Here is a 21,127-nt window from a genome sequence, read left to right on the forward strand (position 1 = left end):
TGGATTAATCAGCAGTTAATTATCTTGCCAGATAGCGATCGTATGCAGCCTGGCGGATTTCAAGCATTTTTTCCATGCCCATATCGTTAAGCGTATTGATATAATTATCCCAGTTATCAAGGGATTCTTCTCCGGTAATGAACTTGATGGCCATTTCTTTTACATAAGTACTCATAGCGTTGTAAATAGTGCTGCTTTCCGTAATTTCATCGGGAGTCATTGTGACGGAATTCGGGTATACCCAGTTGCAGGTATCGCCGTTTCCTTCATACCAGGTGTCACCTGCCTTTACAACCTCAGGATTCAGTTTCTGACGGACCATGCCTAAAGCCTGGACACCCAGTCCCCATCCATAGGTTCCGGTATAAAGCTTAATTGCTTCCCCTGTGCCTAATTCGTTTTTAGTAATTTTATCTGTGAAGACAGCTTCGCCATTCTCCATAGTATAGGTATCGCCCTCGGTTCCGAAATTCCAGTAATAAAAGCCTTCTTCACTGAAGGGATAATCCAGCCATCTTAAGGCCAGCTCCACTTTTTCTTCCGGGCAGTTTGTTGAGATACCGGCTACCGTATTGACTACCGGATCTTCATAAAAAATGGCGGAGGGCTTATCGCCTTTATTCATAACAGGGTAGGGGCAGCCAACCCACTTTGCAGGGCTTCCGTTAGCTTTGGCATCCTGGATGAAGGTATCCATGGTACTCATCATATAAAGGGTGATTCCGCACTTATCATTTGTTACCTTGGTTTTCAGGCCGGCACCATCAATTGTTACGATATCCGGGTCAATGAGTCCTTCCTGATTGAGCTTATGCAGCCAGGAAATGTAGTTTTTCCACTCATCTCTGGCCTGCGCCAGCTGGACCTTTCCGTCTTCGTCAATATATAATCTCATTTCAGACGTACCATACGCACCAAATGCCCCGGCCAATCCGGGATTCATAATCCCATCGTTACAGAAAACGAGCCTGGCGTCATATTTATCTTTAAAGGCTTTCAGGGTAATTTCCCAATCCTCAATGGTTTCAGGAATTGGAAGGCCGCATTCATCCAGCCAGTCCTTGCGTACCATAGGGCCGGCATAGGCCGTCTGCCATAAATCTTCCCTGAAAAAACCAAAACCGAAGAATTTTCCGCTGTCGGTCATCATGGATTTATAGTACAGGGGATTTTCCTGAAGGAATTTCCAGTAGTTAGGTGCATATTTGGGAAGCAGGTCGGTAAGATCCCTTATAATTCCATCTTCAAGAAGGCTTTCCGCATCAGCGGCAAAGCTGTACCATATAATATCCGGAAGCTCTTCATTGGAAAGCATTAAGTTAAACGCCTGTTTTTCATCAGTGCCGGATGTAGGGAAGGTATAATCAATATCAATTCCTGTCTTTTCGGCAAGGCCGGTATGGAAAGGAGATTCCTTCCAGTTTGATATAGTTGAGGACGGTTTAATCTGATTTGTCCATAAGGTAAGCTGTTGTTCCGTATTTATGGGATATCCGGTAAATTCCAGGGCTTCCTCCTGGGCCGGAACGGAAGAAGCTTCTGAACTGTTCGTATTCTTTGCCCCGCAGCCAGCCAGTGTGGAAACTGCCATAGCCATAACTAAAAAGCAGGATACTAATTTCTTTTTCATATAGACCTCCTGGTATCGTATTAAATTTTTATGTGGAAATGCATCGATCGATGTTACGGGTTCATTATAGGAAAACGTGGGTATTCTGTATATGGTCAATATTGGTCATAGATTGTTTAAAGATGAATTTTCCATTGTCCGAATTTAAAACAAATTGTCCAAAATTGAAAAATATGCTATAATTCACTGAATTGTAGTACGTTTACTCTGGGGGGAACGGGCAATGGCGGACAGAAAAATAAAGGAAAATTTATTTACCAGATTGCACAGCAGTTTCTTTTGGCGCTTCTTTTCTTCTTATATTATCTTATTTTTAATTCCGTTTTTTACTATCATAGTGACCTATAATTATGCGGCGCATTCCATTGAAAAAAGTATACTTCGTTCCAACTCTAATATTCTGTATCAGTTTTTCTCTAATGTGGATGCTGCTTTTTCGGAAATGAGCACAATCGGTAAAACCTTGACCAATTCTACAGTCGTGCAGCAGTTTGCATTCCGCTCTAAGGCGGATATGGAGCTTCCAAGTGTGGAGGCTTATTATCTGAATGAAGCGGTTAATTCCTTTAAGCAGAAGGAATTTGAAAATATATGTATTTATTTTCCCGAATTCTCAAGAGTCTATAATGGACGGAACGGATTGGTTCTTAAGGATTTTTATCTGACCTATTATAAGGATGTGGCGACCGAAGAGGAATATAAAAATTTTCTGTCGGAATCCGTAACAAACTATAAAACAGAAATACGTTCTGTAAATGATGATGTTTTAAATCCTTTGCTGGGAGTGGTATTTTCACAGCCGGCTTCCCGCAGTTTTCACGGTGCGCCTGGAATTACGGCGGCTATTACCCTTTCACAGGATACGCTCCATCAGCTGTTTGAGAATTCTTCTGTTCACAGTGATGGTATCCTTATGGTATTTGACGGGGAAAACAAACTGCTCGCATCTTCACATCCCATGTCAAGCGATATCCTGTCCGTATATGACGGCGAAAAGGAGATGTATTATGGAACCTACCAGAACCAGAAATATGTTCTCCAGTTTTTTCCCTCCCAGGTGTCGGATTGTATGTATGCTTCCGCCATTCCGGTGAATATTTTCTGGGAGCAGTTAAATAATTTGCGGCTGACCTCATTTATCTGTATTCTTCTGTGTGTGCTGTTGAGCGGTTTTCTTGCCTGGAAAATGACAAAGGTAAATTATTCACCAATTACAGGGATGATTTATACCATTACGGAGACAACGGGAACGGTCTATGACAATAAGAAAAATGAGATGAATTTCATTAGCGATGTTCTGACCAGCTCTTTCAATGAAATCACAACTCTTACAAAAAAAATAGAGCTGCAGGAAGATACGCTGCGTAATAATTTTTTGATGCATGCCATGCTTGGGAACGCCATTGAAGATGCTTTTGATGAGGAGAGGGATATATTTCTGCAGCATCATATAGCATTGAATTCTGATATGTTTGGAATTATTTATATATTTGTGGAAGCTGTAGATGAAAGCAGGCTGGGAGATGTGAGGGAAAAACAGAATCAGCAGATCCTTCAGTTTATTATAGCCAATGTAGTCCAGGAACTGTGTTCTGAAAAGCATCAGGGATTTTTAGTACCGGTTGCTGTGAACAGTTATGCCTGCATTATTAACTTTTCCGGAGAAACATCCGACAGCAGCCGGAAAGCTGATATGCAGTCCGTAATTAAAAAAAGCTCGGCTTTTTTAGGGCAGCATTTCGGTATTGAAATCACCGCCTCTCTTTCCGGAATTCACTCTAACCTTCCGGGAATCCATAAAGCCTATCAGGAAGTCACAGAGGCGTTTACCTATCGGTTTCTTTATGGTAAGGGAAGCATAATTCTTTTTGATGACATTCAGGAGAAATGTTTTAGTTTTACCGGTATGGAAGACAATAAGGTTGAGTATCTGCTGCTCTCATTTATAAAGGACAGCAGTTGTATGCAGGATGGAAGGAAGATTATGGAGGAGCTTAAGAGCCAGTCCGGCATCAGTTCCAACTCGTCTCTGGAAGCGATAGCCTGTTATAAATATGACCTTCTGATACGCTTCAGCCGGGTGACTCACCAGATTGGGGCCGCACAGCTTCCTGAGAGCAATGCGCTTCATGCCTCAGTCTTGGCTGCCGGAACCTTTACTGAAATGCAGGATTGCTTCATAAATACTTTGACGGCATTGCGCCAGTATTATCAGGATTCACAGAAAAACTTTACGTTGTGTGATCAGGTGGAAACCTATTTGAAGAATAATTTCCAGAATCCGGAACTGAGCAATATTATGCTGGGGGAGGTTTTTCATATTTCGCATGCTTATCTTTCCCGTATGTTTAAAATGCAGAAAAATATTTCCATTGCGGATTTTCTTTATAAGCTTCGGATTGACCATGCTAAGAAAATGCTGGAAACAACGGATGAGACGCTGGAAAGTATAGCGATTACTTCCGGATTTTTGAGCAGTTCCACGTTTATTAAGGTGTTTAAAAAGAGTGAGGGAATTACACCGGGAACCTACCGCAAGCTAAAGCAGCAGTAATATGGGACGCTGCCCAAATCTTTCCCAGGTAAAAATAGACTGCTTCTTTTCTGGAGGGTACAGTAGTAAAGCCAGGTTTAAGAAGCAGTCTTTATGACTTTAAGTGGGATAAATTATGACAAGAACAGCAGCAGATTGCCATCGGCATCCTTCAGCTTCATTTCATAATCCCCATAGAACTTCAGCTCAGGTTCAGTAATATCGTAGCCCTTTGCTTTCAGATCGTTATAGGCCGCAAAAATATCATCACAATGGAGGACCAGTACATTTCTGATACCATCTTTATTTTCCTGATCGTTCCAAATCCAAATGGTTAATTCACCAAATCTGAATTCCGCTCCGAACCAGTCTGTTGGCATAAAAGCATTTAATCCATTTAGAGACCAAATTCATTAAAAAGCTGGTTCCTGAAATCCTGATTATTAACGGCCTTTTCAATCTCTTCATTGCGGGAATTTTTAATCAGCAATTGAATCAGATGTAAGATTTTATCCTGGCCCTCTTCAAATCCTTCTTCCTTCACACAAGCCATGTGCTCCTGCTCATCGTAATCCGTAAATAACATATTAATTACCTCCGCCCTGTGGGCTATTAGCAGATTTTTCAGGACATTATTGCGGATACATTCCTGTATGGCACTGTCCACCGCTTCGTTAAAGGGTAAATCTCCCGTACCGTTGCCACGAACATAGCATATTCCTTCAGCTTACGGCAGCCTTCCATGAGTTCCCGGTTCCGTCCCAAATTAATATTAAGCATGAGCACCGTGCATTCCAGGCACGGTTCCATGGAGGTCATAGCGGGAAGAAAGGCATCTGACATTTTCAGTTCAAAACGGTCAGGCTGATTCTCCAGCCCATTATAAAACACGATATACTGCGGTCTGGGAAGCATAATAAGCTTCGTGCTGAATAACCGGTATTTGTATTTCATCAGGTATTTCTGGTACATTTCGGCAAAGTATAGGAAACCCCTGACCGGCATATTAGGATTCACCGTACTTTGGTGTTCATAAAGATTTAAAATATCTCCTAAAAGGAAAGAGATATCGTTTTTCATTTTCAGATAAATCATATTTTCCAGGGTCAAGATCTGCAGTTCTTCCGGATTTTCATAGCTGCTTTTATTCACTGCATTATATAGGGAAAGTAAATCCTTTTTATCCTGGAAAACAAGCCGGAAGAGTCTGTCCTTATATTCTTTTGTAACTGTGACGTCCATTTTTTATACCTCCATTATAATATTATTCCAAAATAATTTCAACGAAAATAAAAATATTTGAAGCGGTATTGAGTCAAGTTATGAAATCACCTCTCTTCCGGCATGAAAACAGTGAATGAATCAGGCAAAACAGAAAAACATAAAAGAGAATAATCGGCAGAAGCGCCGTGATGCAAAAAATTGAACACGGACATTTTTATTGCTCAGTGAAATGAGCGAAAGAAAATTAAAAAATATCCGTAAAAATAATCTACCATATCTGTGTAAAAAGTACAATATCAAAGTACTAAAAAACAGACGGAAAATATTTATCAGTGCAATTAGTCAATAAGTCAGCTACAGTCTCGGACTGAATATCCCCTGGCACGGCTTCGGACAAAGAAATTCATAGCACGGCCCAAGCTAAATAATTCATGATTGACATTCCGCAGACCCATGCTATAATAGCGTTAACAGACTCAGACAAAAGCGTTGATGAGGAGGAGTACATGTTCTTCCGGATGAACAGAGAGGAGATGGCTGGTGAAAATCTCCGTGAAGGGAACATGGAAGTAGCCTTTGAGCTTTGGATTGAACGGAGGACGGCGGCGGGTGTCTGCCCGGCGGATTCGGATTCCAAGTAGACTCCAACGGAGATTTCCACCGTTATCAGGGAAAGCGATATCGGAAGACCGGGAGGTTTTCCCGTATTGTATTAAGTGCAGAAGTCTCTTCTGAATTTAGGTGGTACCACGGACATATTGTTCGCCCTAAGCATTTTTGCTTAGGGCGTTTTTTTGTGTGTCTGGCGGCGCACGTTTCCTGCGGATAGCGGGCCAATTGGGCATGATGGCAGATACCATCGGTTTTCCTGTCCCTATTGACGGCTGCCGCAGGGAAAAAATACGTCCGGGGTTTCACATCCGCTCACTGCACAGGGCGGGCGCTTCGATCTGGTTTGTAATCAAATAGGCGGCGGGAAAACTGCTGCAAAAAAACGGCGGAGCCGTAAATATCAGGAGGTATCCGGAATGGATAAAAAGTATGACTTCAGAAAAACAGAACAGGAAATGCAGGCGTTATGGGAAAAGGAAGGGATTTACCGATACAGGAACGGCCGGGAGAAAAAGGTGTTTTCCATTGACACACCGCCGCCTACGGTAAGCGGGAGCCTTCATATCGGGCACGTTTTTTCTTATACCCAGGCGGAGATGATAGCGCGTTTTAAGCGGATGCAGGGCTACGATGTTTTCTATCCCTTCGGCTTTGATGACAATGGCCTTCCCACCGAACGGCTTGTGGAAAGGGACGGCGGTTTCCATGCCGCGGATATGCCCCGAAGCCAGTTCCGTGAAAAATGCATGGAAACCATCGAAAGCTATGAGGCGGATTTTCGGAAAATGTGGCAGAGCCTGGGCTTTTCTGTAGACTGGTCTCTGCAGTATCGGACAGTATCCGGGCTGACCGCAAAAATATCCCAGAGAGCCTTCCTTGATCTGGTACGGCAGAAAAAGGCCTACATGAAGGAATCGCCTGTGCTTTGGTGCACGCAATGCCGTACCTCCATTGCCCAGGCGGAGCTGGAAATGAAGGAGCGGGAAACTACCTTTAATTACCTGGAATTCCAGGCGGGAGAGGAAAAGCTCCTCGTTGCGACCACACGGCCGGAGCTGCTTTATGGCTGTGTCTGTGTTTTCGTAAATCCCGAAGACGAGAGATATCGGAGGCTGGCCGGGAAAATGGCAAAGGTGCCTCTTTACGGTTTTGAGGTTCCCATTCTGACAGAAGAAGAGGCCAGTATGGAAAAAGGCACGGGAGCCGTTATGTGCGCTACCTACGGAGACACCGCGGATGTGGGCTGGTGTGAAAAGCACGGCCTTGCTTACAGAGAGGTAATACGCCCGGACGGCAGGATTGCGGAGCATGTTCCTGTAATCGGGGGCATGAAGGTAAAACAGGCAAGGGCGGCCATTATTGAAGCGCTTGAGCAGGCGGGGGCGCTGGCCCGAAGGGAAGAGCTGACCCACCTGGTAGCGGTTCATGAAAGGTGCGGCACGGATGTGGAAATCATACCCTCCAATCAGTGGTACATTGATGTGCTTTCACAGAAGCAGCGGTTCCTGGATGCGGCGGATGAAATCAACTGGCACCCTGCCTATATGAAAAGCAGATACAGAAGCTGGGTGGAAAACCTGAAATGGGACTGGTGTATTTCAAGACAGCGGTATTTCGGCGTTCCTTTTCCGGTATGGTACTGTAAGAACTGTAAAAAACCGGTTTTTGCCGAAGCGGATCAGCTGCCGGTGAACCCCATGGAAGAACTGCCGGGGAAAAAATGCAGCTGCGGCTGTGAGGAATTTCTGCCGGAAACGGCGGTTTTCGATACCTGGGCCACTTCCTCCGTCACACCTTTAATCAATGCAAGATACGGGGAGAGCGATGACCGTAGCCGGGAAATCCTGCCTATGGGCATGCGGCATCAGGCTCATGAAATCATCCGTACCTGGGCCTTTTATACAATTGTACGCAGTCTTTACCATACGGGAAGCATTCCCTGGAGGGATATCATGATCAGCGGCTTCGTCCTGGCAAAGCCCGGAGAAAAAATCAGCAAATCCAAAAACAACGCCGCGTCCTCTCCCATGCAGCTGATAGAGACGCATTCCGCGGATTGCATACGCTATTGGACGGCCGGCGCCAGGCTGGGAACGGATACTTTTTTCAGCGAAGAGGAACTGAAGGTTTCCAAACGCTTTCTGAATAAGCTTTATAATGCGGCAAAATTTGCCGGAATGCATCTGGAGGATTACCGGCCGGACTGTGGGGAGACGGTACGGCTTCTGCCTCCGGATCTGTGGATTCTGGAACGGGTAAAGGAAGCCTCGGGGGAGGCGGCCGCCTTCCTGGAGGAATATGAGACAGGGCTTGCCAGGAAGAAGGTTGACGAGCTGTTCTGGGAGGACTTTTGTGATTATTATATTGAGATTGTCAAGGAACGGCTTTACCAGCCGGAGAAACACGGTGAAGCGGAACGCCGGGGCGCCCAGCATGCCCTCTATCACAGCCTTCTGGGTATTTTGAAGCTGTATGCGGTTTATATTCCCCATATGACGGAATATATTTACCAGTCCTGTTTCCGCGGGTTTGAAGGCGCGGTATCCATTCATCAGCTGCTGTGGCAGCAGGAGAAGGCGGATGAACTGCTCCTGGAATTCGGCGGCCATCTGAAGGAAACCATCGGCCGTGTCAGAAAGGAAAAGACGGAAAAGCAGATGTCCATGAAGGAAGCCATCCCGGAGCTGGTAATTACCTGCCCGGGGAAATTAAGAAAGCTTTACAAACAGTCCGAGACGGATATCCGGGCCTGTACCAATGCCGCTGCCATTATTTTCAGAAGCTGAGAGCAGGGATAATCCGTGCGGCCGGAGGCAGCAGTTTGGTCCCGGCCGAACGGCTGCCTCCGAATTGCTCCGGGAATGGGCCTGAGATTATTTTTTAAGTTGCGGGCGCGGCGGAAAACTGTATATAATAGTAGCAGTTCAGTTACAAGTATGCAAAGTCCGGCCGCAGACGCCGGCCGGAAAGGAAGGGATCAGGATGAAAATACAGCTTCCCGGAGATGTCACATATATCATACACTGCTTACAGGCGGCGGGACATGAGGCCTACGCGGTGGGCGGCTGCGTCCGCGATTCGCTGCTTTCACGCACGCCGGATGACTGGGATATCACAACCTCAGCCAGGCCGGAGGAAACGAAGGCGCTGTTTGGCCGGACCGTGGATACCGGCATCCAGCATGGGACGGTGACGGTAATGCTCCATAAAAAAGGCTATGAGGTCACTACCTACCGTGTGGATGGGGAATATGAGGATGGAAGGCATCCGAATGAGGTTACCTTTACCTCCAATTTAATTGAAGATTTGAAACGACGGGATTTTACCATTAATGCCATGGCCTATAATGAAGAGGAAGGCCTGGTGGACGCCTTTGGCGGCAGGGAGGATCTGGAAAAAGGAATCATACGGTGCGTGGGCGATGCCGATGAACGTTTTACGGAGGATGCCCTGCGCATCATGCGGGCCGTCCGTTTTTCTGCACAGCTGGGTTTTGCCATAGAGGAAAAAACAAAGGCCGCCATCTGCGGACATGCTGAAAACCTTCGGAAGGTAAGCGCGGAACGGATTCAGGTGGAGCTGACGAAGCTGCTTGCAAGCCCGCATCCCGAATTTTTAAAATACGCCTGGGAGACGGGAATTACGGCCATTATACTGCCGGAATTCAACAGAATGATGGAAACGTCCCAGCAAAATCCCCATCACAGCTGGAATGTGGGGGAGCACACGCTGCGTGCCATGCGGGCGGTGCGGGCCGACAAGGTCCTGAGGCTTACCATGCTGCTGCATGACTGCGGTAAGCCGGAATGCGCTTTTACAGATGAAGACGGTGTGGATCATTTTCACGGCCACGCAGCGGCCGGAAGCCGTATGGCCAGGGGGATCCTGAAAAGGCTGCGGTATGATAATGATACGATTGACAAAGTGACAGAGTTGGTGTACTGGCATGACTGCGAGATCCTTCCGGAAATCAGGGCGGTGCGCCGGGCGGCCTCTAAGGTGGGGACCGCGCTTTTCCCGCTGCTTTTAGAAGTAAAGCGAGCTGATTTGGCGGCGCAGAGCGATTATCAGAGGGCTGAAAAGGCGGAATGGCTTGACAGGCTTGACAGCCTTTATGAACAGATTCAAGAGGAGGGAGACTGCCTCACGCTTAAGGACCTGGCGGTGACGGGCCGGGATCTGATGGCGGCGGGCATGAAGCCGGGGCCGCAGCTGGGGCGGACCCTTACGGCCCTCCTGGAGTTTGTCCTGGAGGACCCGGGGAAAAATACAAAAGAATATTTGCTTGCAAACCTTCCGAAAGAAACATAACTTGAGCTTCCTTCTCATATGATAGGTAATACCTAGCGGCAGAAAATTGCTGTTGCCCGGGGGCTGTGAACCCGGCCTGCGGGCGGCGTTTGGCCGGCAGCATCTGCGCGGCGGAAAATGCCGGGTATGAGAGGGAGGAAATATCAGTGAATGACAGAGCGGTAAGCGTTTTTGAAAATTATGAAATAGAAATTCTCCGTACACTGAAGGGAAGGGGCGCGCTTCTGTGTGAAACACAGGAGGGCTGGTTTATCCTGAAGGAATATACAGGCCCCCTGGCGCGTCTGGAGATTCAGGAAAAGCTTCTGGCGGCGGTGAAGGATAACGGCTTTTCACAGCTGGAGCAGCTGATCCGGAATAAGGAAGGCGGGTTAATCTCCTACGATCAGGATCGGGTGCCTTATATTTTGAAAACCTATTATGAAGGCCGGGAATGCAATCTGAAGGATGTGCGGGAATGCCAGAGCGCCGCGCGGACGCTGGGAAGGTTACATAATGCCATGCACCTGCCCGAGCTGGTGCAGGAATATGACGTGCCCGCCCTGTGTATGGAAAATGAATACGTGAAGCATAACCGGGAGCTGAAAAAGGTCCGCCGTTATCTGCGGGAAAAAGGCCAGAAGACGGAGTTCGAGATTTACCTTCTCCATCATTATGACTTCTTTTATGAAAAAGCGCTTTCCGCGGTGGAGGAGCTTCAGGGATATGCAGATGCCTTTGATGAAGCAGCGATAAAAAAGAATAGTAATTTCTGCCATGGTGATTTTCAGCATCACAATATCCTGTATACGCCTGATGGCTTTACCGTCATCAATTTCGAAAAATACCTGCTTGATAATCCTATCCGGGATCTCTACCTCTTCCTCAGGAAGCTTCTGGAAAAAAATGCATGGTCGGTCAGCCTTGGCCTGAACATCCTGACCGCATATGAAACGCAGCGCACACTCTCCGAAGCGGACCGCATCCAGCTGTATTACCGGTTTGCCTATCCTGAGAAATTCTGGAAGATAGTTAACTTTTATTATAACAACGGAAAGGCCTGGATACCGGGGAGAAACCGGGAAAAACTGGAGAATCTGCTGCGGCAGGAAACTGAAAAAAAAGCTTTTCTTGACAATGCATTAAAATAAATGAAAAAACGACAAAAAATGGCGCACACGTAAAAACGGAAGTGCGTCTTTTTTTGAGAGCTTCTTTATTAAAAAAGGGTTAATTTTGCCCTGAAAACGCAGGTTTTTCGGGGGAAATACTTGACAAAGGGGGGATAAACGTATATATATAATATAGTGTCTGAGAGAGTACACTCTTTTGCATACAATCTATAAATTTACAGTGATTACAGGAGGAGTTCATAATGAACAAAACAGAATTAGTAGCAGCTATGGCTGACGCAGCTGAAATTTCCAAGAAGGATGCAGAGAAGGCCCTGAAAGCTTTCACTGATGTAGTAGCAGATGAACTGAAGAAAGGCGGAAAGGTACAGCTGGTTGGCTTCGGTACCTTCGAGGTTTCCGAAAGAGCAGCAAGAGAAGGAAGAAATCCTCAGAGCGGCGAAGTTATGAAGATTGCTGCTTCCAAGGCTCCTAAGTTCAAAGCTGGTAAGGCTTTAAAGGATATGCTGAACGCATAATCGGAAGAGTTTCGTAATAATGGACAAGTTCGGTGGCTGCCAATGACATGTATTGGCAGCCATTTTTCAATAGGGGGGAGGGAACGGAAGGAGAATCCGGAACCAGGGCGGCAGGCTGGGAGCAGGGGGGAGGCGGGGCAGGTATTTTTCGGGTGCCAGCCGGACCGGGCATTGCGATGAGCCTTGGGCGAAAAATTGTGTCAGGTTCCTTCCACAATTTTTAAGTCTCATCTCCATGGTCCGGGAAGGCATCCGAAAAACACCTGTCCCGTCTCCTCCCTGCCCCCAGTCTGCCGCCCTGGTTCCGGATTCTCCTTCCGTTCCTGCGTAGGTTGTGTAATGCGGGGATGAAGGACGGTGGCGGGGAATTTGGTTGAAGAATGTAAGGGGGAGGGGCAAAACCTATAAGCGCAGGAGATGGGGCGGGATGGGGAATTGTGAGGGAAGGAAGGGTTAGTGCGGTGTTATTTGTTGAGGAAGAGAGGATGAATGAGTATGAGGTTGGATAAGTATTTGAAGGTGTCGCGGTTGATTAAGAGGCGGACGGTGGCGAATGAGGCTTGTGATGCGGGGCGGGTTTTGATTAATGATAAACCGGCCAAGGCTTCTTCTAATGTGAAGGAGGGGGACGTGATTACGATTCAGTTCGGGAATAAGGATGTGAAGGTGGAAGTGCTGGATGTGCAGGAGACTGTACGGAAGGAAGAGGCGAAGGAGCTGTTTAAGTATCTGTAGGGAAATTGGTGTTGGGATAAATTGAGAACGGGCTTTACTTTTTAGGAGCCCGGGGTTATGATGGGGCCAGGAAAGGCAGGTGAGTCGTTATTATGAGGAATCGGATATTTTTGAATTACGGAAAACGAAGGCATACGGCTCATTTTGCAGGACAATTCTGACGGCATTCATCCTGTTGTTTTTTCGGGCGGTAAATTACGGTGCTTCTGTTTTTCGGGAGTGCCGTTTTTTTATTGTGGAAATTGGTTTGGGCAGGGGTATCCTGCTTTGAAGGCTGTCGCGTCGGTGTCGGGTGAGGAGCTGCTGCGGCTGGAAACGGTTTATGGATGTTTTTATGCATCGGTTTTTGAAGGGGTGGATGGTGTGCAGATGGTAGATTCCGGGTATCCCCGGGAGGCGGTGTACGCGTATGGAAGGGCGCTTGGGCGGCTGCATGCATTGTCTGCGGTGTATGTACCCACGGTGCGGAAGCGGTCGTATGCGGATATCCTGAAATGGATACGGGAAGTCCTGGAGGAGTACGGAGGGTCCAAAGGGGCGCGGCAGGAGCTTGAAAAGGTGAGGAAGGCGTTGGATGGCCTTCCGAAGACGGCGGAGAACTATGGGCTTGTGCATTATGATTTTGAACCGGATAATGTGTTCTGGGATGCGTCGGAAAGGGTTTGCCGGGTTATTGATTTTGATGACGGGATTTATTGCTGGTATGCGCTGGATCTTGCACAGGTATGGGACAGTCTGGAGGATGAGCTGGAAGGAGAAAAGAAGCGGCTGCCGGAGATAAAGAAAACCTTTCTGGAGGGATATGCCGAAGAGTATGCCTATACGCAGGAGACGGAGTCGATGCTTGCGTTGATGCGCCGGTTTGTGAATCTTCGCAGCTATGCGCGGCTTATCCGCTGCGTCAGCTCGCGGACGGCGGAGGAACCGGATTGGCTGGTGGAGCTGAGGGAGAAGCTGAATGGAAAAATCCGGGCGCTGGAGGATGGTTTCAGGTAAGCCGGAGTCATAAATGCGGACCTTCTGACATATATTCTATAAGAAATATGGTTACTGTCAGTCAGGGCAATATATTGAACTGTGCAGGCCGGTGTTTTGCGCCGGCTGTAAAAAAGTGACTCAGGAACGCCGGAATCCATCGCCGGGTGTGGTTGGGGATGGATTCTGGCAGTACTGTAAAGAAGCCGGACAGTTACATACGTTAGGAGGCCTCAGCTATGGAAGATTTGAATACAACCAGAGTAAGACAGCATAAGATGGTTCTGACGGACAGGGGAATCTGCAATATCACGGGCGTGTGTGATGTGCTGTCCTTTGACGTTGCGGAGGTGCTCCTGGAAACGGAACAGGGGATGCTCATGATAAAAGGAAGCGATCTGCATGTAAGCCGCCTGATGTTAGATAAGGGCGAGGTTGATGTGGACGGTAAAATAGACAGCTTAACCTATTCGGAGAACACTGGCTATGGCGGAAAGGGCGAATCCCTTTTCTCCAGGCTTTTCAAGTAGGTGCGCCGTGAGCCCGGTGATTGCGGGAGAGGGAGTGTTTATGCTGCATTCCTTCCTCCTGGGCGTGATTATTACTTTTATTTATGATTTGTTCCGGATTTTCAGGAGAATCATTCCCCACGGATGGTTCCTGCTTTCGCTGGAGGACCTGGTTTTCTGGGTGCTGGCAACGGCAGGTATTTTTTATATGCTTTATTATGAAAATAACGGCATGTTCCGCTGGTTTTCCGTTATCGGCGCGGGCACCGGTATGTTTCTTTATAAGAAAACATTGAGCGCAGCGCTGGTAAATCTGGTGTCAGGGGCCGTTAATAAGCTGATTGCGCTGATTGGGAAAATTTTGTGGAAGCTGAGCGCTCCCATCCGGTTCCTTTGGCGCAAGATGAAGGTTCTTGCAGGCCGGTGTGCGCGCCGTGCGGCGCGGGAGGCAAGAATCCGGCGCAGACAGATAAAATACAGGTTGACTGCATGGGAGAAAGTGATTAAAATGAGGTTATGTAAACGACGGGAGAAAAGGCAGAGCAAACGGCAGAATAAAGAACAGGCAGCAAAGAAACTGAGTGGGAAAAAATTGAGGCGCGGGGAAGCAGAAAGCTGACTTTTCAAAAGAGGTGTTAGATTATGGTAAAAAGAAAAGTGGTTTTCCGCAAGAAGAGGCAGAACCGACTGGGTATGTTCCTGGTTTTGATGGTGGTACTGATGCTTCTTGTGGTTGTTTCCTTAAAGAGCGCGGAGTTAAGGCAGAAGCAGGAGACCTACGCGGCGCGGGAAAGAGTCCTTCAGGAACAGATCGATGCGGAAAAGGCCCGTACGGAAGAGATAGAGGAATACAGGAAGTACACCCAGACCAAGAAATATGTGGAAGAGGTGGCAAAGGATAAGCTGGGGCTGGTAAATGAGGGAGAGATCATTTATAAACCGGATGAATAAGAAAATAAAGGTTCTGCGGCACGGTTAAGGGTGCTGCAGGACTTTTTTTATTCCTGCGGGCAAAGGTATGGGGGCCGGGAAAGGGTTTTTATGCGTGGTTTTGCCGGAGCGAAAACGACCGGCCGCGACCGCCTTACGGAAAAGCCGACAGCAAAGAGCGCCGAAAAGCGCATCTCGTGGAGGAAAAAGGAAATATAGCCTGATAAAAACCGGGGACAGGCCCCCATGCTTTGACAAATCCCGCAGAAGGATCCCGCTATAATGAGAGCGAGTCACAGACAGGAAAACAGAGTAAAGAAAGGCGGGATGGCAGATGAAGAGCAGGGACACGGCAGGTGCGGCGCAGTCCGGTTATCTTTTGGAATATGGCAGGCGGAAAATCAGGGTATGTGCGGATACCTTTCAGAACCTGGCCCAGATTTTCGGGGAAGACGAAGAAGAGGCGCAGGGAGAAGATGGTGCAGACGCAAGGCAGGCGAGAGCGGTGTACATGATGAGGAAACGGCTTGCGGAGGGAAGGCAGCTGTTTGCGGGAAATCTGAAGGAAATGGCGGATATGATGAATCATGTGGCCGATGAGTCCGTGCGCTTCATCAGCCTGGGGAACCGGAGGCAGAAGCAAATCATGAAGGGGCTTCTTGGCGAGGGGCTGGTTGCCAGGGATATTTATCTTGTCCAGAAGGGCGACGGGCGCATGGAACTGTCCATCCTGCTTTCTACAAAGGGAAGGGCTTCCAGGACCGTGGAGGAGGCTGCGGATTATCTTTCTGTGCTTCTGGATATGAGGCTGATGTCTGCCAGGCGGAATCCTTTTTTTATCGGACAGGACCCGGTCTGCTTTTTCTTCGAGGAGGAGCCTTTTTATTGCTATATGACCGGGACGGCCCGGGCGGCCAAGGAGACGGAGGAGGTTTCGGGAGATAATTTTGCTTTTTTTGAAGCGGATGACGGAAATTTTACGATTGTGCTTTCCGACGGGATGGGTTCAGGGGAAGAGGCCTGCAGGGACAGCGAGGCCGTGGCGGATATGACGGAAACCATGCTGGAAGCGGGGCTGCCGCTGGAAATGGCGGTGCAGCTTGTGAACAGCGCGGTGGCCAGCGAAGGGAAGGAAGGGAATATGCCCACGCTGGATCTGTGCAGTGTGGATCTGTATGAGGGAAGCTGCCGGTTTATGAAAACAGGGGCGGCGGCAAGCTTTATCAAGCGGGGGAGCATTGTGGAGAAGATAGACGGCGGGACGCTGCCTCTGGGCGCCTTTGGACATGCACAGCCCCGGCCCGTGGAGTGTCAGCTGATGGACGGGGATTACATAATCATGCTTTCCGACGGAATGACGGAGGGCTGGCCCGGAGAGGACGGGGAGGAGAGGCTGGAAACGCTGCTTGGCTGCATCGGCTCCGTTTCACCGGCGGAAATCGCCAATACGATGATGAAATATGCCATCGAACAGTGTCAGGGCAGAATCAGGGATGATATGACCGTGCTCGCGGCAGGCATCTGGGAGAGGAATCGGGAGTGACAGAGTGAACAGTGAACAGCAGCACCACACAGACTTCGGGGGACAAGACCTGGCGGCAGCATTGATTTTTTTGAAAATATTGGATATAGTAAAAGGATAGCCGGTATCTTTTGAAGGATACCGGCAGATACGAAAAAGAGGAAGGCAGCAGCAGGCATGATAGAGAAAATCCGCTGGTATATGGAAGAACAGCATATGGCCGGGCCGGGGAGCAGGATCGTGGTGGGAGTGTCAGGAGGGGCGGATTCCATCTGCCTGCTTCATGTGCTTGCCCTTCTTGCGCCGTCATTTCAATGGAAGCTGGCGGTGGTCCATGTGAACCATCTCATCCGCAGGGAAGCGGGGGAGGATGCCGCCTATGTGGAGGAAACCTGCAGGCAGCTGGGGGTTTCCTTTTATCTGACCGAAGTGGATGTGGAGGCTCTGGCAAAATCCAGGGGGCTGTCCGTGGAGGAGGCCGGCCGTCAGGTGCGCTACCGTGCTTTTTATGAAGCGGCGGAAAGCTTTGGGGCGGATCGTATTGCGGTGGCGCATAACAGGAATGACAGGGCGGAGACGCTGCTTTTCCACATGTTCCGCGGGACAGGCCTGGACGGCATGGCATCCATCCGGCCGGTGCGGGATAACATCATCCGGCCCCTTCTTTGCGTGGGAAGGGAAGAGATTGAACAGTGGCTCCGGGAAAAAAATATCCGCTGGTGTATAGATAAAAGCAATGATACGGATACTTATACCAGGAATAAGATCCGCCGTCATATTCTTCCTTTTGCCAGGGAGGAAATCTGCCCGGAGGCGGATGCGCATCTTTCGCAGGAGGCGGAGCTTCTGGCACTGACGGCGGATTTTGTCGGCAGGAGGGCGCAGGAGGCCCTGGACAGATGCAGGCTTTTAGAGGAAGCGTCCGATGGCTCCGCGGGCCCGGAGGAAGCCCGGGCCAGGATGGGGAACCCGCAGGAATGCAGGCCATCCCCGGTAAAAAGAATCCGCATCGCCGTACCGGCCTTCCTTCAGGAAGAGAAGCTTCTGCAGACCCATCTTCTCAGGCTGGTGCTCAAGGAGCTGTCCGGAGGAGGAAAGGATATTGGCATGAGCCATATCAGGGATGTGGAAAGCCTTTTTTACAAACAGGGAGGAAAAAGGGTGATGCTTCCCTATGGCCTGGAGGCGCTGCGCAGCTTCGGCGAGGTGATCGTTCAGGAGAGAAAGCCGGCGGCCGCGGCGTTGGCCGGGACGGAGGAGGAAGTCCCGGCGGCGCATTTTTTTCAAAAAATAGATATGGAGGAGCTGGCCGGGAATATAGGGGATACGCAAAATGCGGCCCCGGTTCTTACATTGGCCTGCGGCGGGGGAAAAATCCTTGAATTTTCCCTGTTCCGGCGGGAAAATTCTCAGATAATTCCGCAAAAAACATGTACGAAATGGTTTGATTATGATAGAATAGAATCTCTGGTACTTCGGACCAGACAGCCGGGAGACTATCTTAGCATCAATGATAAGCTTCAGAAGAAGCGTCTGAAGGATTACCTGATTCAGGAAAAGATACCGGTGCAGGAAAGGGAAAATCTGCTTCTGCTTGCGGACGGCAGCCATATCCTCTGGGTAGTGGGACACCGCATCAGCAGCGCAGTGAAAGTGACGGACAGCACGAAAAGAGTGCTCCGGGTACACATAAGAGGAGGAGAAGAAGATGGCTGAAAGAGTCAGAGTATTATTAACGGAAGAAGAAGTGGATGCAAGAATCCAGGAAATCGGCGATCAGATCAGTAAGGATTATGCAGGCAGGCAGGTTCACCTTGTATGCGTCCTGAAGGGCGGCAGCTTTTTTATGTGTGAGCTTGCCAAGCGGATTACGGTTCCTGTTTCCCTTGATTTTATGTCTGTTTCCAGCTATGGCAGTTCTACCAAATCCAGCGGCGTCGTTAAGATCGTAAAGGATCTGGATGAACCCCTGAAGGATAAGGATGTTATCATTGTGGAGGATATTGTGGACTCCGGCAGGACACTGAAGTACCTGATGGAAATGATGCGTGACAGAGGAACCAAGAGCCTGGCGCTCTGCACGCTTCTTGATAAGCCTGAGAGAAGGGTTACGGATGTAAAGGTGAACTACACCGGCTTCCAGATCCCAGATGAATTCGTAGTGGGCTACGGTCTGGATTATGATCAGAGATACAGAAATCTTCCGTACATTGGTGTGGTTGAATTCGATGATTAATGAAAATAATGAAGAAGCTGCGGAATGCAGCTTTTTCGTTTGAAAAAAGGCAGTTTCCCGCGGGCCGCAGTCCCGGCAGGGAGGAGGCTCACACAGAAGGGCTTAAACAGCTGCCGTAAAAGGAGGAAAGAAATTGGGAAAGAATATCAGGGGTATTAATCTGATTTTTATTCTGCTGCTGGGAGCGCTCCTTCTGATGGTATGGTCCAGCTCCATGAACCAGATGCAGGATAATTATACCCGGGGCGCCCTGGAAGAGGATTTGAAGGCCGGAAATGTAACCAGCGCCGTCATCACGCAGAACAGGGAAACGCCTACCGGCTCGGCCGCCGTTCTGCTCAAGGGCGGGCAGAACCGGACTCTTTATGTGACGAATGTGGAAGAAGCGATCCGGCTGTTTGAGGATTACAGCATTGATCCCGTTGTGCGGGATGTGCCCAGGGAAAGCTGGTTTATGAATTCCTTACTTCCCATGCTCGTCGTGGCCGTAATTATCATGGTGTTCTTCTTTATGATGATGAATGCCCAGAATGCGGGCGCGGGCGCCGGCGGCAACAAAATGATGAACTTCGGGAAAAGCCGGGCCAGAATGAGCGTGGGCGCAGATAACAAAATTACCCTTAAGGATGTGGCCGGGCTGAAGGAGGAGAAGGAAGAGCTGCAGGAAATCGTGGATTTCCTCCGGGAACCCTCCAAGTTCACCAGGGTGGGAGCCAGAATTCCCAAGGGCGTCCTGCTGGAGGGCCCCCCCGGAACCGGTAAGACGCTGCTTGCCAAAGCCATTGCGGGTGAGGCGAATGTACCGTTTTTCAGCATTTCAGGATCTGATTTCGTGGAAATGTTTGTCGGCGTGGGCGCTTCCAGGGTCCGTGACCTGTTTGAAGAAGCGAAGAAAAATTCTCCCTGTATCGTATTTATTGATGAAATTGACGCCGTGGCAAGACGCAGGGGAACCGGTATGGGCGGCGGTCACGATGAAAGGGAGCAGACGCTGAACCAGCTGCTGGTGGAGATGGACGGCTTCGGCGTGAATGAAGGAATTATCGTTATGGCGGCCACCAACCGCGTGGATATACTCGATCCCGCGATTCTGCGTCCCGGACGTTTTGACAGGAAAATCAGCGTGGGAACCCCGGACGTGGGCGGCAGGGAAGATATCCTGAAGCTGCACGCAAGAAATAAGCCGCTGGCCGATGATGTGAACCTGAAGCAGGTGGCCCAGACTACCGCGGGCTTTACCGGCGCAGATCTGGAAAACCTTTTGAATGAAGCGGCCATTCTGGCAGCGGAGTCCGACCGGGTATTCGTATCCCAGGAGGACATCCAGAGAGCCTTTATTAAGGTGGGAATCGGTTCGGAGAAGAGAAGCCGTATCATTTCCGATGCGGAAAAGAAAATTACGGCCTATCATGAATCCGGCCATGCGATTCTGTTCCATGTGCTTCCTGATGTGGGGCCGGTATATACGGTTTCCATCATTCCCACAGGAATCGGGGCGGCCGGCTATACCATGCCTCTGCCTGAGAGGGATGACATGTTCATGACAAAGGGAAGGCTGGAAGAGGAGATTATGGTGTCCCTGGGGGGACGTATCGCAGAGCAGCTGATTTTTGACGACATCACTACCGGCGCATCCAGCGATATCAAGAAGGCAACCAAGCTGGCCAGGAAAATGGTGACCCGCTTCGGTATGTCCGACAATATCGGTGTTGTCTGCTATGATGACGACGATGACGAAGTATTCATCGGCCGTGACCTTGCCCATGCCAAATCACACAGTGAGCTCATCAGCGGTGAGATTGACAAGGAAGTCAAGGAAATCATTGACAGGTGCTATGCCAGGGCCAAAGAAATCATTCTGGAAAATATGGAAATCCTCCATAAGTCCGCGGATCTTCTTTTACAGAAGGAAAAGATTACGCGGGAGGAATTCGAAGCGTTGTTCCGGCAGGAGAAATCTTTCTTTGACACAGTTACGGAATAATTAATTGTGAAAAATACACAAAAATGGAATGGAGAATTTGTGATATTTGTGAATTCTGGGTATGTACAAAATGGGGCGGGTTTGATATTATAATACTCGTAACCCCCCCCCAATACATTATATAGTTTTTTGCTATACCCCATAAGAAATACCTTCTCTAAAAAGGACAGCCATAAAAAGCTGTCTTTTTTACTGCAATTTTTCAGGGGCTGCCGGCTTGTGCACAGTATGATGTCAGGCGGACACAGGAAGACAGGCACGGGGACACGGACACAGGGCGGCGACGGCTTTAGCCC

18 protein-coding genes and 1 other annotated feature are annotated in these 21,127 nt (G+C 48.9%); of the genes, 14 read left to right on the top strand and 4 right to left on the bottom strand.

All coding sequences use genetic code 11. The annotated features are described in order from the left end of the window. Positions 1 to 19 precede the first annotated feature (19 nt). Positions 20 to 1,630, bottom strand: coding sequence for a type 2 periplasmic-binding domain-containing protein (locus tag DXC51_RS01525; RefSeq protein WP_117543443.1), 1,611 nt, complete (start codon positions 1,628 to 1,630; stop codon positions 20 to 22). Positions 1,631 to 1,853: 223 nt separating this feature from the next. Here DXC51_RS01525 and DXC51_RS01530 point away from each other — a divergent pair, with 223 nt between their 5' ends. Beyond that, on the top strand, positions 1,854 to 4,184 hold the full coding sequence (locus tag DXC51_RS01530; RefSeq protein WP_117543445.1) for an AraC family transcriptional regulator: 2,331 nt from the start codon (positions 1,854 to 1,856) through the stop codon (positions 4,182 to 4,184). Between the two features lie 113 nt (positions 4,185 to 4,297). On the opposite strand, the gene DXC51_RS01535 is transcribed toward DXC51_RS01530, so the two are convergent. Genes DXC51_RS01535 through DXC51_RS01545 form a run of 3 tightly spaced genes read right to left on the bottom strand, consistent with a single transcriptional unit; the run spans position 4,298 to position 5,405 of the window. Then, a complete protein-coding gene (locus DXC51_RS01535; protein ID WP_021635629.1) occupies positions 4,298 to 4,543 on the bottom strand; it encodes a VOC family protein in 246 nt (81 codons plus the stop codon). A 17-nt stretch (positions 4,544 to 4,560) separates the two neighbouring features. Next, complete coding sequence (locus tag DXC51_RS01540; RefSeq protein WP_117543447.1) at positions 4,561 to 4,749, bottom strand: hypothetical protein; 189 nt, start codon at positions 4,747 to 4,749, stop codon at positions 4,561 to 4,563. Positions 4,750 to 4,787: 38 nt separating this feature from the next. Next, on the bottom strand, positions 4,788 to 5,405 hold the full coding sequence (locus DXC51_RS01545; protein ID WP_117543449.1) for a hypothetical protein: 618 nt from the start codon (positions 5,403 to 5,405) through the stop codon (positions 4,788 to 4,790). Positions 5,406 to 5,867: 462 nt separating this feature from the next. Continuing rightward, positions 5,868 to 6,160: a binding site (T-box leader), on the top strand. A 255-nt stretch (positions 6,161 to 6,415) separates the two neighbouring features. On the opposite strand from DXC51_RS01545, the gene DXC51_RS01550 reads away from it, so the two are divergent. The 13 genes from DXC51_RS01550 to ftsH all read left to right on the top strand — a co-directional run bounded on the left by DXC51_RS01550 (position 6,416) and on the right by ftsH (position 20,831). After that, positions 6,416 to 8,785, top strand: coding sequence for a valine--tRNA ligase (locus DXC51_RS01550; protein WP_117543451.1), 2,370 nt, complete (start codon positions 6,416 to 6,418; stop codon positions 8,783 to 8,785). A gap of 196 nt (positions 8,786 to 8,981) precedes the next feature. Then, positions 8,982 to 10,310, top strand: coding sequence for a CCA tRNA nucleotidyltransferase (locus DXC51_RS01555; protein ID WP_117543453.1), 1,329 nt, complete (start codon positions 8,982 to 8,984; stop codon positions 10,308 to 10,310). 146 nt (positions 10,311 to 10,456) lie between these two features. Beyond that, positions 10,457 to 11,440 carry a YutH/CotS family kinase-like spore coat protein gene (locus tag DXC51_RS01560; protein WP_117543600.1) on the top strand — a complete coding sequence of 328 codons (984 nt, stop codon included), beginning with the start codon at positions 10,457 to 10,459 and terminating at the stop codon, positions 11,438 to 11,440. A 224-nt stretch (positions 11,441 to 11,664) separates the two neighbouring features. Continuing rightward, positions 11,665 to 11,940 carry an HU family DNA-binding protein gene (locus DXC51_RS01565; RefSeq protein WP_009255984.1) on the top strand — a complete coding sequence of 92 codons (276 nt, stop codon included), beginning with the start codon at positions 11,665 to 11,667 and terminating at the stop codon, positions 11,938 to 11,940. A gap of 495 nt (positions 11,941 to 12,435) precedes the next feature. Further along, positions 12,436 to 12,675, top strand: coding sequence for an RNA-binding S4 domain-containing protein (locus DXC51_RS01575; protein WP_025488183.1), 240 nt, complete (start codon positions 12,436 to 12,438; stop codon positions 12,673 to 12,675). 267 nt (positions 12,676 to 12,942) lie between these two features. Then, positions 12,943 to 13,671, top strand: coding sequence for a phosphotransferase enzyme family protein (locus tag DXC51_RS01580; RefSeq protein WP_181970008.1), 729 nt, complete (start codon positions 12,943 to 12,945; stop codon positions 13,669 to 13,671). 218 nt (positions 13,672 to 13,889) lie between these two features. After that, on the top strand, positions 13,890 to 14,180 hold the full coding sequence (gene yabP / locus DXC51_RS01585) for a sporulation protein YabP (protein WP_021638429.1): 291 nt from the start codon (positions 13,890 to 13,892) through the stop codon (positions 14,178 to 14,180). Continuing rightward, a complete protein-coding gene (gene yabQ / locus DXC51_RS01590) occupies positions 14,137 to 14,778 on the top strand; it encodes a spore cortex biosynthesis protein YabQ (RefSeq protein WP_083493026.1) in 642 nt (213 codons plus the stop codon). The genes yabP and yabQ overlap by 44 nt, the downstream gene beginning before the upstream one ends. A gap of 23 nt (positions 14,779 to 14,801) precedes the next feature. Continuing rightward, positions 14,802 to 15,110 carry a septum formation initiator family protein gene (locus DXC51_RS01595; RefSeq protein ID WP_021638431.1) on the top strand — a complete coding sequence of 103 codons (309 nt, stop codon included), beginning with the start codon at positions 14,802 to 14,804 and terminating at the stop codon, positions 15,108 to 15,110. A gap of 313 nt (positions 15,111 to 15,423) precedes the next feature. After that, positions 15,424 to 16,632: a SpoIIE family protein phosphatase gene (locus tag DXC51_RS01600; protein WP_117543459.1), complete on the top strand. Its 1,209-nt coding sequence runs from the start codon at positions 15,424 to 15,426 to the stop codon at positions 16,630 to 16,632. Positions 16,633 to 16,788: 156 nt separating this feature from the next. Continuing rightward, complete coding sequence (tilS, locus tag DXC51_RS01605) at positions 16,789 to 18,327, top strand: tRNA lysidine(34) synthetase TilS (RefSeq protein WP_117543461.1); 1,539 nt, start codon at positions 16,789 to 16,791, stop codon at positions 18,325 to 18,327. Then, positions 18,320 to 18,847: a hypoxanthine phosphoribosyltransferase gene (gene hpt / locus DXC51_RS01610; protein ID WP_021639548.1), complete on the top strand. Its 528-nt coding sequence runs from the start codon at positions 18,320 to 18,322 to the stop codon at positions 18,845 to 18,847. The genes tilS and hpt overlap by 8 nt, the downstream gene beginning before the upstream one ends. A 133-nt stretch (positions 18,848 to 18,980) precedes the next feature. After that, positions 18,981 to 20,831 (top strand): ATP-dependent zinc metalloprotease FtsH, encoded by a 1,851-nt coding sequence (gene ftsH / locus DXC51_RS01615; RefSeq protein WP_021639550.1) that lies wholly within the window; start codon positions 18,981 to 18,983, stop codon positions 20,829 to 20,831. Positions 20,832 to 21,127: the final 296 nt, after the last annotated feature.

It is taken from the genome of Eisenbergiella massiliensis, assembly GCF_003435485.1.

Excerpts from the sequence above, each read along its gene's own strand:
- DXC51_RS01525 (WP_117543443.1), bottom strand. The coding sequence starts at position 1,630 with ATGAAAAAGAAATTAGTATCCTGCTTTTTAGTTATGGCTATGGCAGTT.
- yabP (WP_021638429.1), top strand. The coding sequence starts at position 13,890 with ATGGAAGATTTGAATACAACCAGAGTAAGACAGCATAAGATGGTTCTG.
- DXC51_RS01540 (WP_117543447.1), bottom strand. The coding sequence starts at position 4,749 with ATGTTATTTACGGATTACGATGAGCAGGAGCACATGGCTTGTGTGAAG.
- DXC51_RS01595 (WP_021638431.1), top strand. The coding sequence starts at position 14,802 with ATGGTAAAAAGAAAAGTGGTTTTCCGCAAGAAGAGGCAGAACCGACTG.
- hpt (WP_021639548.1), top strand. The coding sequence starts at position 18,320 with ATGGCTGAAAGAGTCAGAGTATTATTAACGGAAGAAGAAGTGGATGCA.
- DXC51_RS01575 (WP_025488183.1), top strand. The coding sequence starts at position 12,436 with ATGAGGTTGGATAAGTATTTGAAGGTGTCGCGGTTGATTAAGAGGCGG.
- tilS (WP_117543461.1), top strand. The coding sequence starts at position 16,789 with ATGATAGAGAAAATCCGCTGGTATATGGAAGAACAGCATATGGCCGGG.
- DXC51_RS01565 (WP_009255984.1), top strand. The coding sequence starts at position 11,665 with ATGAACAAAACAGAATTAGTAGCAGCTATGGCTGACGCAGCTGAAATT.
- DXC51_RS01550 (WP_117543451.1), top strand. The coding sequence starts at position 6,416 with ATGGATAAAAAGTATGACTTCAGAAAAACAGAACAGGAAATGCAGGCG.
- DXC51_RS01530 (WP_117543445.1), top strand. The coding sequence starts at position 1,854 with ATGGCGGACAGAAAAATAAAGGAAAATTTATTTACCAGATTGCACAGC.
- DXC51_RS01545 (WP_117543449.1), bottom strand. The coding sequence starts at position 5,405 with ATGGACGTCACAGTTACAAAAGAATATAAGGACAGACTCTTCCGGCTT.
- DXC51_RS01600 (WP_117543459.1), top strand. The coding sequence starts at position 15,424 with ATGAAGAGCAGGGACACGGCAGGTGCGGCGCAGTCCGGTTATCTTTTG.
- yabQ (WP_083493026.1), top strand. The coding sequence starts at position 14,137 with ATGGCGGAAAGGGCGAATCCCTTTTCTCCAGGCTTTTCAAGTAGGTGC.
- DXC51_RS01535 (WP_021635629.1), bottom strand. The coding sequence starts at position 4,543 with ATGCCAACAGACTGGTTCGGAGCGGAATTCAGATTTGGTGAATTAACC.
- DXC51_RS01555 (WP_117543453.1), top strand. The coding sequence starts at position 8,982 with ATGAAAATACAGCTTCCCGGAGATGTCACATATATCATACACTGCTTA.